A 14,450-nucleotide genomic window follows, 5' to 3' on the forward strand; every position below is an offset into this window, starting at 1 on the left:
AAAAAGCTGTTGATGGCCTGAAATTGAATTTTGCAGGGCCAACTAAAAAATATCTGAGTTCCGCGCCATATTCATGCAGACCGCTGGCACAAAAAACGCCACGCGCGTCAGGCAGCAAACACCTGACACCCGTGGCGTTATGTGGTTCACCCCCAAGCCCTGCTCAGCGCACGGGGGTGCAGCCAGCCGCTCAGGCTGCCAGCGCCTGTGCAGGGCCAAAGAACTCGTAGTGGCACTGCGCAGCGGGCACACCTGCCTGTTGCAGCGCCTGCTGCGCCACACGCATAAAGCCCACAGGGCCCAGGAAGTAGGCCTGCACATCCTTGTCTTCAGGCAGCCAGCTTTGCAGCAGGCGTGCATCGGCCATGCCTGCTACCACTTGCACGTTCTGTATGGGCAACTCTACGGCTTCATGCTCATAGGCCAGACGCAGCTTCAGCTGGGGGTGCTGCTGCGCCAGTGCCAGCAGCTGGGCACGGAAAGGCTGCACTGCAGGGCTGCGCGAGCAATGGATCAGTGTGATGGGGCGCTGGGTCTTGAGCGCCTGCTCCAGCATGGCCATGATGGGGGTAATGCCCACGCCAGCGGCCATGAAGACCAGCGGCTTGTCGCTGCTATCCAGCACAAAAAAGCCTGCGGGTGCAAACACTTCCAGCACATCACCTACCTGCACCTTGTCGTGCAGATGGCTGGAAACCACACCACCTTGCTCACGCTTGACGCTGATGCGCAGACTCTTGCCATTGGCGGCCTGCGACAGCGAATAGTTGCGGCGCACTTCCTTGCCATCGATCTCCAGACGCAGACCAATGAACTGGCCGCTCTGGTGCGCCAGCACCTTGCCGCCATCTTCGGGGCGCAGAATGAAAGAAGTCACCTCCACCGACTCTGCCTGCTTGCCAGCCACCACAAAGCGGCGAGCGCCCTGCCAGCCGCCTTCGGCCTGGGCATTGGCCGCGTAGATGCCCTTTTCCGCACCGATCAGAATGTCTGCCAGCTGGCCATAGGCTGCGGCCCAGGCGGCAATGACTTCATCGGTCGCAATCTCTGCGCCCAGCACTTCACGAATGGCGCGCAGCAGGTAGTTGCCCACGATGGGGTAATGCTCTGGCTGCACCTGCAGCGACACATGCTTGTGAATGATCTGTGCAGGCAGGTTGCCCAGACCCGACAGGTCATCAATGTGCTTGGCATACATCAGCACACTGCGCGCCAGGGCGCGGGGCTGGGCACCGGTCTGCTGGTGCACGCTGTTGAACAAGGGCTGCACGCCTTCGTTTTCTGACAGCATGATGTTGTAGAAGTGGGTGGTCAGCGCCTCGCCACCTGCTTCCAGCAGAGGCACGGTGGATTTGACAATGGCGCGTTGTTGTTCAGTCAGCATAGGAATGTCCTGCAAGGTCATAGAGGGAGCCACCGCCTTGTGGCGGGCCTGGCCAAACAGGCGCAAACTGCGTGCCAGCGCTGATTGGCTTGCTATACAAACACTTAGCCCCAAAAGTGTCTTTTTGACAGCATTCAACTGCAGTCATATGGACTGCATACGATGTCTGAATGACGACCAACACCTCGCTGCTGAACGCCCTGCTGCCACTGGTGGCAGAACTGTCCAGCGACATGCCCGAGCACGAACGCTACCGCCGCCTGCTGTCTGCCCTGCGCACTGTACTGCCTGCCGACGCAGCCGCCTTGCTGCGTTACGAAGCCGATGGCGCTTGGCTGCGCCCTCTGGCCATAGATGGCCTGAGTGCCGACACCCTGGGCCGCCGCTTTCATGTGGCAGACCATCCGCGCTTTGCCGCCTTGCTGCAGGCGGGCAAGGCCATGCGCTTTCCCACTGACACCACACTGCCCGACCCCTATGACGGTCTGGTGGAACACCACAGCCATGCCCCGCTGCCCGTGCATGACTGCATGGGCTGTGTGCTGCAGGTCGATGGCCAGCCCTGGGGCCTGCTCACACTGGATGCCCTGCAGCCCGGGCTGTTTGCTGGAGAAGCCTCACTGGCAGCGCTGCAGGCCTTCAGCGATCTGGCCGCTGCCACCGTGGCCACCGTCAACCGCATTCAATTGCTGGAACAGACGGCCAGCAATGAACGCCAGCGTGCTGAGCACTACCGCCGCCAGGCCCCACAGTCGGCCTCCCGGCTCGTAGGCCACAGCAGCGCCATGCGCCAGCTGCAGCGTGACATTGCCACCGTGGCTGCCAGCGACTGGCCCGTACTCATCACCGGCGAAACCGGCGTGGGCAAGGAGCTGGTGGCCCACGCGGTACACGCCCAGTCACAGCGTGCCGACCAGGCATTTGTCAGCATCAACTGCGCCGCCCTGCCCGAGCATCTGGTGGAAAGCGAACTCTTTGGCCATGTGCGCGGCGCGTTCACCGGAGCCATCAGCGACCGCCAGGGCAAGTTTGAACAGGCCCACCGGGGCACGCTGTTTCTGGATGAAGTGGGTGAACTGCCGCTGGCCACCCAGGCCAAGCTGCTGCGCGTGCTGCAAAGCGGCCATATCCAGCGGCTGGGGCTGGACAAGGAGCGGCTGGTCGATGTGCGCATCATTGCCGCGACCAACCGCAGCCCGCAGGCTTCGGTGCAAGGCGGCAGCATGCGTGCTGACTTCTTTCACCGCCTGAACGTCTTCCCCCTGCACGTACCTGCCCTGCGCGAGCGCGATGGGGATGTACTGGTGCTGGCAGGCTACTTTCTGGAGCAGACCCGCGCCCAGCTGGGGCTGCCCAGCCTGCGCCTGACGCCGGATGCACAGACCGCCCTGCTGGCCTACCCATGGCCCGGTAATGTGCGCGAGCTGGAACATGGCATTCGCCGCGCCGTGCTGCATGCCATGCAGCACAAGCACCAGCACCAGCCAGCCTCCACCCTCAGCGTGCGCGCCAGCGATCTGCGCCTGAACGCACAGGCTGCCGAAGCCTTTCCCCCCTCCACTGAGCCAAGCACAGGCCCTGCACCCGTCACCACACACCCCATGGGCCTGCGCGCAGCGGTACAGCAGTACGAACACCAGCTGGTCATGCAGGCCCTGCACACCCACCACTACAGCTGGGCTGCCGCAGCACGCGCCTTGCAAATGGACCGCGCCAATTTGCAGCGACTGGCCAAGCGGCTGGGCATTGACAGGCCTGCGGCTCGGGGCTGATCACAAGCCCCTGCACGCAGGGGCAGTGCTTTGCACTGGCCGCCGCCATTCACCCAGCCAATCCAAGCCTGGTGTGGGTGCATAAAAAGCAAGATACCCGCGAAACGCGGGCATCTTGAGTGCCAGGGGCAAGGGAACATCACACTCGTTCAAGCACTATCACGCTTGAAATCGAGTTATGCAGAGGTTCCTTAAAACTGCGATTGTGGTCACCCATACACACGGCCTCATGGTGGGGGCTCGTACGTTTCCAGGCACCCCCTACGATGGACATATCTTGGCTGCACAGTTGGAGCAGACCAATATCTTGCTGGAAGACGTCGGTGTAAAGCCCAAGACGGCAATTGTGGATTTAGGCTTCAGAGGCAAGAGCGTCGAGTACCACAACCCTGAGATTGAGCTCATTCACCGAGGCAAATTCAAGCAACTGGCGCAGGAGCAACGACGCTGGTTGCGCAGAAGGCAAGCGGTAGAACCTGCGATTGGTCACCTCAAAGCAGATCATGGAACGGATCGCTGCTGGCTCAAAGGGCAAACAGGTGATGCCATGTTCGTCGGGCTTGCTCCATTTGCGTCAATAGGCATAAACACTTTGCCATTTGGGAAAGTCAGGGGGGTAAATAGCGCCACTGGCAACCGGTTCTCAGCAGGTACAGCACTGCGCAAAACACCTCATACAAATCAAGCGTGGCAGGCTTGGTCCTGCGGCGTACCTTGCGCAACTCTGGCTCAATTTCTGCAAACTTCTCACGGCCAATGTCGCTGGCGTATTTCTGTCTTTTCACACACCAGATTGTCGGGGCAAACAAGATCGCAAACACGCTCTTAGGGGGATGCGTCAAACAACACAGTAAAACGTGTTTGTCCCGCGTTAGATTGAACGCATATTGATCCACCGTGCGAACTGACGATCGCCTTGGTGATGGCCAGCCCAAGCCCCGCCCCTTCGGAAGCAGGGTGGGCCCTGGATCTGTCGGCGCGGTAGAAACGGTCGAAGAGCCGAGGGATGTCCTCCGCTGCTATCGAAGTCCCTTGATTGCTGACCGTGAGTGCCACAGCACCTTCGTTCGACACCACCTGCACCGCCACTGCCGACCCTGCATCAGCATGGCGTAGTGCGTTTGACAGCAGGTTGCTGATGGCACGGCGCATCATCAGCTTGTCGCCGTCTATCTCTGCTTGCCCTTCCAGTACCAGTATGACGTGCTTTTCGTCGGCCACTGCTTCATAGAAATCGAACAGCGCTAGCACTTCCTTGTGCAGCTGGATACGTTCCCGATAGCGCAAGTCGATGCCATTTTCCGATTTGGCCAGAAAGAGCATGTCCGAGACCATCTTGGCCAGGCGCTCGAACTCCTCTGCGTTTGAGGCCAGAATATCGCGGTACTCGTCGGCAGTGCGCCGCTGCGCAAGAGCCACCTGCGTTTGCGTCAGCAGGTTACTTAAAGGGGTGCGCAGCTCGTGTGCCAGATCGCTGGAAAAGTCCATCAAGCGCTGGAAGTCTTGCTGGAGCCGCCCGAACATGCCATTGAGACTGGCTGCAAGTTCAGCAAACTCCACCGGAACAGACTCCACAGGCATGCGCTCCTGCAAGTTGTAGGCGGTGACTGAAGTTGCTCTTTCGCGCATTGCCTTCAAGGGTGTCAGTCCGCGGCGGGCAGCCCACCAGCCCAGCACACCGCTGACCAAGGTCGCGACCAGAAAGTAGGCGGCCAGCGTCTTGCGTAGTTCAGCCAGGAAATGGGCGTGGTGCGCAGTGTCCAGGGCCACCAATACCCGCAGGGTTTGCGTATTGGTGGTGGATGCCAATTGCGATGCTGGTGGGAGTGGCAGGCTTTCCACAACGCCGCGCAGCGACTGCCCAGCGTGGGTCCACTCCATCAGCTGCTCTGTCGCCGGAGTATCAGCGAGGATGTTCTGTGTCAGCGCTGGTGGACCATAAATGAGCTCGCTTCCCAGCCAGACCTGTACAAACAAGCCTTTATGGCTGTCCAGCATGTCATCAAGTACACCTTTCAAGGCAGCAGGGGTGTCGGCTTCAGCGACGAGTTTTTCTACAAGGTGCACTTTGTCGTCGAGAAACATCCGATCTAGTTCGACAAAGTGACGGGCTGTGGCCCAGGCTACCAACACACCCAGTCCCAACAGCACCATAGCTGCCACCAGCGTGAAAAGGACCGTCAGCCTTGCGGCCAGAGGCAGACGCAAAGAGTTCATCGGGTTTCAGGGTTCTCCAGTACGTAACCCATGCCGCGCACGGTCTGGATCAGCTTCACATCAAAGCCGTCGTCTACCTTGGCTCGCAGGCGCCGCACCGCCACTTCGATGACGTTGGTGTCGCTGTCGAAATTCATGTCCCACACTTGCGATGCGATCAATAAACGCGGCAGCACTTCGCCTTGGCGGCGCATCAGCAGCTCAAGCAATCCGAATTCCTTGGCGGTGAGATCGATGCGCATGCCTGCGCGAGTCACACGGCGACGCAACAGATCCAGCTCTAAGTCCGCCACCCTCAATGCCGTACTTTCGGAGCTGTTGCGGCCCCGGCGCAGAATGGTCCTCACTCGCGCCAGCAGCTCGGCAAACGAAAAAGGTTTCACCAAGTAGTCGTCTGCCCCCAACTCTAAACCTTTGACCCGATCTTCTACCTGATCGCGTGCAGTCAGGAACAGCACTGGCATCTGCCGGCCTCGGCTGCGCAAGTTCTGGAGCACTTGCCAGCCATCCAACCCCGGCAGCATCACGTCCAAAATCACCAGATCGTGGTTGCCATCCAGCCCATAGTGCAGGCCATCTATGCCGTTGGTCACCAGGTCCACGGCAAACCCTGCTTCGCGCAGCCCTTGGCGCAGGTAGTCACCCGTCTTGGGTTCGTCTTCAACGATGAGTATCTTCACAGCAAGTCTTCCTGTGCCTGTAGTGTGCCAGGGGCCAAGCAGCCACGGGCTAACATGACGCATTTGTAATCTTGCCGACAGGCTGTTGTCGGTGCTGCCTATTCAGAATTCATCCGTTTGATACGCATCAATAGGAGCGATTTCGATGAAGCATCGATGGCTGAAAAATAAAGCGATGCCCATGCTGACGCTGGGTCTTGTGGTGGCGCACTGGGGTGCTCAGGCACAGGCTCAGGATGATATTGTGCAAGACTGGCGCAAAGCGAATGAGACTGTCGGTCAGTTCCCGAGAGGTCACGCAGATGTGCTGCGCTGGGAGAAGTCACAGCCGACAACGCAAGCGGCAACGCCAGATGCTGTCCCAGAATTTGCGCTGTCATCTACTTCTGATGCCATTCGAGCTGCCTGGAAAGTCCATCGCGAACTGGCATCACCTCTGGCTCGACTTGGGCGGGAGAACGTGGAGCGTATTGCTGCCGGTGCCTGGGGTGAAGTCGATACCAGACTTCAGCAAAGGATTGATGGTGCCGATGAGGTGCTGAAAGTGGCAGCGGACACACGAAAGGCCTGGATCAGGGCCGTGGCTGCAAAACAAGCGCTCAAGTCAGTGGAAGATTCCGTAACAGCCGCAGAAGCGGCTGCGGAACTTGGCCGCCGTATGGTGAGTGTGGGCAATTGGAGCCGCTATCAACAAGCCCAGGTGGCTTTGGGCGAGTCATCTGCCCGGATGGAGCTCAAACGAGCGCGATTGACCGCAAGCCAGGCCGAACGCGCACTGCTGAAGACGATGGGACTTGACTCGGTACACAGCCGCGTGGCTTTGCCGGACCGCCTGCCGGACACAGCAACGCCGATGAGCGACACAGAACTGCGAACGCGCCTCGCGGCGATACAAGGCAACTTGCCATTGGCACAGAGCAGAAAAACTGGCAACAACGCCATGCAGGCTTACGCAGCCTATGCCGCCAGTCTTGATGTTTACCACGGTTATCGCAATGACGTTCTCAAGCAGCGCGAACTGATTGGAGAGGAAACCCAGCTTCGCTACAACGGCATGCTCGAAAGCGTCTGGGGCGTTTTGGCAGACGTAAAAGCGCGCTCACAGACCGTGGTGGCCGCCATAGACGCGCAGCGTGACGCACTGATCGCTGAAACCGATCTGCAATGGGTGCTGCAAGGTGGTCAGCCTGATGCCTTTGTTGCCCTCGGTGGCGGCGAGCAGGCCACTGCCGCAGCCGGCCATTGAACGCACTTCGCATCAACATCTGGACTATTACGCATGAAAACGAACATTCCCTCCCGGCGCCGCTTCTTCGCGGGTGCTGCAGCTTCTGTTGCTGGCTTGGCAGTTGCCCGCTCCGCTTTGGCAGCACTGCCCGAACCCGTTATCCAAACCTCAGCAGCCACAGCAGATCCACTGGTGCCTAACACCGGGCGCCCCTACAACCCTGTGGTCACAGTCAATGGCTGGACGCTGCCCTGGCGTATGAACAATGGCGTCAAGGAGTTCCACCTGGTGGCTGAGCCTGTGGTGCGCGAGGTGGCCCCAGGCTTCGTGGTGAACATGTGGGGCTACAACGGTCAGAGCCCTGGACCCACCATTGAAGTGGTGGAAGGCGATCGCGTGCGCATCTTTGTGACCAACAAGTTGCCCGAACACACCACCATCCACTGGCACGGCCAGCGTCTGCCCGCCGGCATGGATGGTGTGGCTGGCCTGAACCAGCCCGCGATTCCGGCTGGCAAGACCTTCGTCTACGAGTTTGAAGCGCGCCGCCCGGGCACTTTCATGTATCACCCGCACGCCGACGAAATGACGCAGATGGCCATGGGCATGCATGGTTTCTGGGTTACCCATCCCAAGACCAAGCACCCGCTGATCAGCGACGTGGACCGCGACTTCTGCTTCCTGCTCAACGCCTTTGACGTGGAGCCCGGCACCCGTACGCCCAAGATCAACACGATGACGGATTTCAACATCTGGTGCTGGAACAGCCGCATTTTCCCGGGCATTGACAGCTTCAACGTGCGATTGGGTGACCGGGTTCGCCTGCGCGTAGGTAACCTGACAATGACCAATCACCCCATTCACCTGCACGGCCACGAATTCGTGATGACAGGTACTGATGGCGGCCCCACCCCCTTGGCGGCACGATGGCCCGAAGTCACTGCCGACATCGCTGTCGGTCAGATGCGCCAACTCGATTTCATCGCAGATGAGGAAGGTGACTGGGCCCTGCACTGCCACAAGAGCCACCACACCATGAACGCCATGGGACACGCCGTGCCGACCATGATTGGTGTAGATCACCGCGGCCTGATCGGCAAGATTCAGAAGGTGGTGCCCGATTACATGCTGATGGGGGAGCGCGGCATGGGTGACATGGAAAGCATGGAAATGCCCATCCCCGAAAACACCGCACCCATGATGACCGGCCATGGCCAGTTTGGCCCCATTGGCATGGGCGGCATGCTCAGCGTACTCAAGGTACGCAAGGACCAAAAACCCGGGGATTACAAGGACCCTGGCAACTACAAATTCCCTCCCGGCACTGTGGCCCATGAATGGACCGGAGCCACCCCGGCCCCAGCCAAGGCAGCTGCGCCCAGCACACCGGCCAACGCCAAGGCTGTCAAATGCATGCAGCATTGAAGCCACGCCCACCGTTTTCACGACTCCCCTCAACACTGCCAGAAAGATCACACATGAAGTTCAGTAAATCCTCCTCCTTCCTCCTTACCGCCATGACTTTGGCCGCATCCACTGCGTTCGCCTCGGGCAAACACGCGGGTGGCCATGACAACTCGACACCTGGTGAGCCCGGCATTGCAGCTAATGTCACCCGCACCATCCAGGTGGACGCTGCTGACAACATGCGTTTCACGCCTTCGGATGTGACCGTCAAAAAGGAGGAAACCATCCGGTTTGTCATTAAGAACTCCGGCAAGGTGCCCCATGAGTTCAGTCTTGGCACCGAGCAAGAGTTGAAGGAGCACTACGAAGAGATGAAAAAGTTTCCTGGCATGGAGCATGAGGAAGCAAACAAGATTTCACTCAAGCCCGGCCAGCAGGGTGAGGTGATCTGGCGCTTCACCAAAGCAGGTGTTGTGCACTTTGCTTGCCTGCACGTGGGCCACTACGAGGCAGGAATGAAGGGCCAAGTCAAAGTCTCGGCTCGCTGAACTGTTGAGCCTAATTTGCACAGGATGCAACCATGAAGAGTTTTCGCGTTTTTCTAAGCGCTGCGGCACTAGCAGCCTCCACCCTCGCCAGCACTCAGGCGTTCGCGCAGGTGCCCATGGACCCCAGCAAGATGGACATGGCCGCACCAGCCGACATGACCGAGGGAGAAGTTCGCCGCATCGACACTGGTGCGGGCAAGGTGACTATCAAACACGGCGAGATCAAAAACCTGGATATGCCGCCGATGACGATGGTGTTCACCATGGCCGAGCCCGCCATGCTCAGTAACCTCAAAGTCGGCGACAAGGTCCGGTTCGTGGTCGAACAGCAAAATGGCAAGATGGTGATTACCCAAATCACCCCTGCATCCTGACAATTTTGTAATCCAGCGGTCATGTTCCAGTGGCTCTTGCAAGCAGGCTGGCGTACATCAAGCGTCATGGGGACGCGGTGGTGGCGCCACACTGGCGATGACCGCTGGATTTTGTCTGGAAAGGACTGCACCATGAATGCCTCAAAACCCCTGGCGAGGGTGTCCGAGTTTTTTGTGTAAACGGTTCGGACGTCAGTTCGCGGAGAGTCTGTCTCCAAACTCAATCGTAAACCGATTCAGAGCTGCCTTCCAATCTCGGATGGGCATCGTCCACTTGCGGCTGATGTTGTGCAGTGCCAAGTAAAACAGCTTGAGCAGTGCCTCATCGCTGGGGAATGAGCCACGACTTTTGGTGATCTTTCTCAAGCTCATGTTCACCGATTCAATGGCATTGGTGGTGTAGATCACCTTGCGTATCTCAGCCGGATAGTCAAAGAACGGCATCAGGCGAGCCCAGTTCTTGCGCCAAAACTGGATGATGCTGGGGTAAGTATCTGCCCATTTAGCCTCGAACTCCTGCAAGCATTGTTGGGCCTCTTGCACGGTTGCCGACTGGTAAATGCGGCGCAAATCGGCTGCTACTTGAGCTCGCTGCTTCCAGGGCACGTAGTTCAGGCTGTGGCGCACCATGTGGACAATGCACAGTTGCACCACGGTCTGTGGAAACACCGCTTCAATGGCATCTGGAAAGCCTTTGAGCCCATCGACGCAGGCGATGAAGATGTCTTGTTATTGCATGGCGATGCATCGCCTCAGGGCCTCCCACCGCTCCCCTGCTCAGCCGATGCTGGTGCGCTGCAAGCGGTAGGTGCGCTACACATTCAAGCCTCAGCCGTCGATGCTGCCTCCCCCATGTAGCGTGCTTTTTTATGGGGTTTCAGCCGCTGCACATCCACCAGCACCAGGCCATCAATACAACTCGCAAAGTCGGGGTCTATGCCAAAGTCCAGAAAGCGCACACCATCGGGCTCTGCGATCTCGGTGTACTGCTTGTAGAGCGTAGGCACACTGCAGCCCATATGGGCCAGCAAATGCTTCAGGCGTACAAAATCTGCAGCGCAGTGGTCTCCCGTCAGCTGGGCATGCACATCCCTGCTTTCTGAGGGCACGTAAGGCCTGCGCGCATGGGCCAGACAGGCAGCGCCGTAGTGGTTGCGGTAATGAAAGACGATCAGATCTCGTGCCGCCTGAGGCAGCTCCCGGCTGAGCGATACAGGTCCGAACAGATAACGGCACTCTGGATAGCGCTTCACGTAGGCCCCTATGCCAAACCACAGGTAATCCAGAGAACGCTTGCCCCAGTATCTGGGCTGTACAAATGAACGCCCCAGCTCCAGCCCCTGGCTCAGGTAAGCGTCCATACCCGGTGTGAATTCAAACAGCGTGTGGCTGTACAAGCCCTGCACGCCATACTGCTGCAGCACTTGTGCCGTGCGCACCATGCGGTAGCTGCCTGCAATTTCCAGGTCCTGCGGGCACCACAGAATCAAATGGTCGTAGCAGGCGTCAAACCGGTCGAGATCACGGCGCGTCCCACTGCCTTCTCCCACAGCGCGAAAGGACAGCTCCCGCAGCCGCCCCACCTCGCGCAGGATGGGGGAATCCAGCTCTCCGCGAAACAAATGAATGCGCTTGCCGTCTGGCGTTTCTCCCAGCAGCTCACAAGCGGCCACGGCCTGCGCCAGCGCAGCACGATCTACAGGGTGAGCAATCGCAGTCTCCACCCGCAGCAAAGGCGGTTTGTTCTGTGGAAGACGGTACAGGTGTTTACGCAGCAGCTTGGTGACGCTTTCAGGCTCCAGCGGCAAAGCGCTGTAGCTGCTCGCAGGAATGGGGTGACCAATGCGCAAATCAATGCTTTTTTGGTGTTGCCCAAACATCTCTTTGACCAGAAGCAATGTGGCCAGCGGCTTATAGAGCAGCGAAGCGCCGTAAAACAGCGCCGAGTTACGCCCATCGATGTGAATCGGCACTATGGGCGATCGCGTCTGCCCTGCCAGGCGCAGAAATCCGCTATGCCAGCGGCCATCACGCACCCCTTCAGGGTTCAGGCGCGAGACCTCACCAGCGGGGAAAATAATCACAGCGCCCTCGCCTTGCAGGTGCTCAAAGATCGCCTTGAGCTGGCGAGTGCCGCTACGCCCGCCCATGATCGTGACAGGCAGCATGACACGCTGCAAAGGCTGTAGCTCGGCCAGCAAGCCATTGGCCACGATCTTCACATCTCTTCGAATGCTGCCCACCAGATTGAGCAAGGCCAGCCCATCCAGCGAGCCAATCGGGTGGTTGGCAATGATGACCACACGCCCGTGGCTGGGAATGCGCTCACGCTCGTTGTCTCGCACGGCATAGCTGAAAGCAAAGTGCTCCAGCACCTGCTCCACAAACTCAAAGCCCTGCAGATGCGGATATTTCTGCGCAAAGTGACGAAAACTTTGCTCCCGTAACAGTCTGCGCAGTACACCACGCACCCCTTGCCTGATTCGGGGATGCTGCTGCAACTGTGGCAGGTGGATGTCAACAAGCTGATCGACAGAGAACATGACACTTCTCCCGCACTGATGAACACACAGACATGCTGAGCCCTGTATATGACAGAGGTAGGTCAGTCCTGCGACGGTTTGGTGACAGCCGCGTGCATAGCACTACGCCACCCGTACACTGTCATATTGAATTTCATAGCTGCTATCGCTTATTTCATAAGCCTCAAAGCCATTTTTCATGCATAAAAACAAGGCTGCAACGTCCACCACCGTTGCAGCCTTTGCTACATGCTCAGCCCCGCGAAGGGCCAGGCTATGTTGCTCGATCAGCTACCGATCACGCCACCGTCATCCTTGGTAATGACTACGGTGGCAGAGCGAGGAATGCGCTGCCCGCCATCGGGCCAGTGGCTGTCGCCTTCCTCACCCGGATGCTGAATATTGATGAACATGGTGCGGCAGTCCGGCGTCCAGGTGATGCCTGTGACTTCTGCCTCCTTAGGCCCCACAAAGAAACGACGGATTTCCTTGGTCACAGGGTCTGCACACAGCATCTGGTTATTGCCCTGGCCTGCGAAGTCACCCTTGTTGCTGTACTTGCCATCAGTCTGAATCCACAGACGACCATAGGGGTCAAAAGCCAGGCCATCGGGGCTGTTGAAGGTGTTGTCTGCCGTGACATTCGCCGAGCCTGAGCGCAGGTCCTTGCGGTCGGGATGCACGATGGGGTTGCCTGCCAGTACAAAAATGTCCCACTCAAACTGCTGCGCTGCGGCATCGCCCCCGGCTTCACGCCAGCGCACGATCTGACCGTAGACGTTCTTGGCACGTGGATTGGCCTCGTCAGCCTGGGTTCGCGAACTGTTGTTGGTCAGCGTGACATAGACCTCGCCCGTCTGGGGATGCACACTCACCCACTCCGGGCGGTCCATTTTGGTTGCGCCCACGATATCTGCCGCAGTACGCGCGTTGACGAGCACCGCGGCCTGGTTTGGCAGTTGCGCATCAGCCAGCAGTGCAGGGTTGGCCTGCTTGTCCAGCAGCAGCCAGGCACCTGTTCCGGCAAAGTCGCCCTCCACACTGCCTGCATCAAAGCGTGCGACGTACAGCTTGCCGCTGTCGAGCAGGCGGCTGTTATCACCGCCTTTGACATATTTGCCATCAGAGACAAATTTATAGATGTAGTCATTGGCCTGGTCGTCACCCATATAGACCACGGCACGGCCGTCCTTGCTCAGCGCAAACGCTGCGTTCTCATGCTTGAAGCGTCCCAGTGCCGTGCGCTTTTTCGGCGTGGATGTGGGGTTGAAGGGGTCAATCTCCACAATCCAGCCAAAACGATTGGATTCGTTGGGTTCCTTGACGTAGTCAAAGCGCGGCTCATGCGCTTCCCACTGGAATGTGCTTCGCTTGGCAGCAATGCCGTAGCGCTTTTGCTCTGGGCTGCGCAGATCCTGCCCCGCCGTTGTGCCAAAGTAGTTGTTGAAGTTTTCTTCGCAAGTGAGGTAAGTGCCCCACGGCGTAAATCCATTGCCGCAGTTGTTGAAGGTGCCCTGTGCACGCGTGCCCGTGGGGTCTGCCTTGGTACGCAGCAATGCATCGCCTGCGGCCGGGCCGGTCAGCTGCATATCGGTCTGCGCAGTAATGCGGCGGTTGTAACGGCTGCCGGGCACGATGTCCCATGCGCCATTGCTGTTGCGGCGTATGTGCATGACCGACACGCCATGCGCATTCATGGATTTGCGCACATGCTCGGGCGACCACTGCTCGCGCGCCTTCTGGCCTTCATGGCCAAACAGCCAAGTGTAGGCACCACTTTTCTTGTCCACCGTGCAGTATTCGTGGTTGACCACCAGCAGGCCTTCGTCGTTCTTGCCATCCAGGGCAAAAAAGTGCAGCCCGTCGTGGTTGTCGCCCACCTGCAGTGCCTGTGCAGCAGCATTTTCACTGCCGTCGCCCTTGAAGGCTGGTGAGCCATCGAGCAGCGGCGTACCCCACGGTGCCAGCACGCGTGCGGAATAGCCCGGCGCTACGCGCAGCTCATCGGCCGTAGAGGCGGCAATGCCCTGAAAGCCCATCAGTGGCTGGCTGGCCGAGGGCTTGCCAGTCGCAGCGCAGCCTGCCAGACCTCCACCCAGCCCCAGAAACATGGCGGCAGACAGACCTGTGCCGCTGCGCAGAAAGCCGCGCCGAGACACTGCACGATCGACCACGCTCTGAAAATGAGGATTGGCTGAGAGATTGGTTGGAATATCTTCGCTGTCCATCGGCGTTTCGTGTGCTTGCATCATGGGGATCCTCTCCGGAAATATGCGGTTCATTTGTGCCACGCATTTTCTGGAGCCCCCATGACCAAG

At 58.9% G+C, this 14,450-nt stretch carries 10 protein-coding genes and 3 pseudogenes; 6 read left to right on the forward strand and 7 right to left on the reverse strand.

The features are described 5' to 3' along the window. Window positions 1-190: 190 nt before the first annotated feature. On the reverse strand, window positions 191-1,384 hold the full coding sequence (hmpA, locus tag F7P80_RS04960; protein WP_054066447.1) for an NO-inducible flavohemoprotein: 1,194 nt from the start codon (window positions 1,382-1,384) through the stop codon (window positions 191-193). Window positions 1,385-1,554: 170 nt separating this feature from the next. Here hmpA and norR point away from each other — a divergent pair, with 170 nt between their 5' ends. Further along, entirely contained in the window at window positions 1,555-3,156 is a 1,602-nt protein-coding gene (gene norR / locus F7P80_RS04965; protein ID WP_151043155.1) for a nitric oxide reductase transcriptional regulator NorR, read from the forward strand. Window positions 3,157-3,358: 202 nt separating this feature from the next. Next, window positions 3,359-3,706, forward strand: a pseudogene (locus F7P80_RS17040) (IS5/IS1182 family transposase); the annotation flags it as partial. A 27-nt stretch (window positions 3,707-3,733) separates the two neighbouring features. Here F7P80_RS17040 and F7P80_RS04970 read toward each other — a convergent pair. The 3 genes and pseudogenes from F7P80_RS04970 to F7P80_RS04980 all read right to left on the reverse strand — a co-directional run. Continuing rightward, window positions 3,734-3,941 (reverse strand): annotated as a pseudogene (locus tag F7P80_RS04970) (transposase); the annotation flags it as partial. Between the two features lie 40 nt (window positions 3,942-3,981). Continuing rightward, a complete protein-coding gene (locus tag F7P80_RS04975) occupies window positions 3,982-5,373 on the reverse strand; it encodes a heavy metal sensor histidine kinase (protein ID WP_151043159.1) in 1,392 nt (463 codons plus the stop codon). Then, window positions 5,370-6,053, reverse strand: coding sequence for a heavy metal response regulator transcription factor (locus F7P80_RS04980; RefSeq protein WP_054066696.1), 684 nt, complete (start codon window positions 6,051-6,053; stop codon window positions 5,370-5,372). The genes F7P80_RS04975 and F7P80_RS04980 overlap by 4 nt, the downstream gene beginning before the upstream one ends. Window positions 6,054-6,198: 145 nt before the next feature. Here F7P80_RS04980 and F7P80_RS04985 point away from each other — a divergent pair, with 145 nt between their 5' ends. From F7P80_RS04985 to F7P80_RS05000, 4 genes are read left to right on the forward strand one after another with little or no spacing between them, the layout of a single operon-like run. Further along, complete coding sequence (locus tag F7P80_RS04985) at window positions 6,199-7,299, forward strand: TolC family protein (RefSeq protein WP_151043161.1); 1,101 nt, start codon at window positions 6,199-6,201, stop codon at window positions 7,297-7,299. A gap of 33 nt (window positions 7,300-7,332) precedes the next feature. Continuing rightward, a complete protein-coding gene (locus F7P80_RS04990) occupies window positions 7,333-8,706 on the forward strand; it encodes a multicopper oxidase family protein (protein WP_151043163.1) in 1,374 nt (457 codons plus the stop codon). Window positions 8,707-8,759: 53 nt separating this feature from the next. Continuing rightward, on the forward strand, window positions 8,760-9,236 hold the full coding sequence (locus F7P80_RS04995) for a cupredoxin domain-containing protein (RefSeq protein WP_151043165.1): 477 nt from the start codon (window positions 8,760-8,762) through the stop codon (window positions 9,234-9,236). Window positions 9,237-9,268: 32 nt separating this feature from the next. Beyond that, a complete protein-coding gene (locus tag F7P80_RS05000; RefSeq protein WP_151043167.1) occupies window positions 9,269-9,610 on the forward strand; it encodes a copper-binding protein in 342 nt (113 codons plus the stop codon). Window positions 9,611-9,802: 192 nt separating this feature from the next. On the opposite strand, the pseudogene F7P80_RS05005 reads toward F7P80_RS05000, so the two are convergent. The 3 genes and pseudogenes from F7P80_RS05005 to F7P80_RS05015 all read right to left on the reverse strand — a co-directional run. Next, window positions 9,803-10,339 (reverse strand): annotated as a pseudogene (locus F7P80_RS05005) (IS256 family transposase); the annotation flags it as partial. A gap of 92 nt (window positions 10,340-10,431) precedes the next feature. After that, the gene (gene olsF / locus F7P80_RS05010) at window positions 10,432-12,153 is read right to left on the reverse strand and encodes a bifunctional ornithine lipid synthase OlsF (RefSeq protein ID WP_151043169.1); all 1,722 of its coding nucleotides are present in this window, start codon (window positions 12,151-12,153) and stop codon (window positions 10,432-10,434) included. 266 nt (window positions 12,154-12,419) lie between these two features. Beyond that, a complete protein-coding gene (locus tag F7P80_RS05015; RefSeq protein ID WP_249041380.1) occupies window positions 12,420-14,384 on the reverse strand; it encodes a PhoX family protein in 1,965 nt (654 codons plus the stop codon). Window positions 14,385-14,450: the final 66 nt, after the last annotated feature.

Source organism: Comamonas kerstersii (assembly GCF_008801935.1).
GTDB lineage: Bacteria > Pseudomonadota > Gammaproteobacteria > Burkholderiales > Burkholderiaceae_C > Comamonas > Comamonas kerstersii.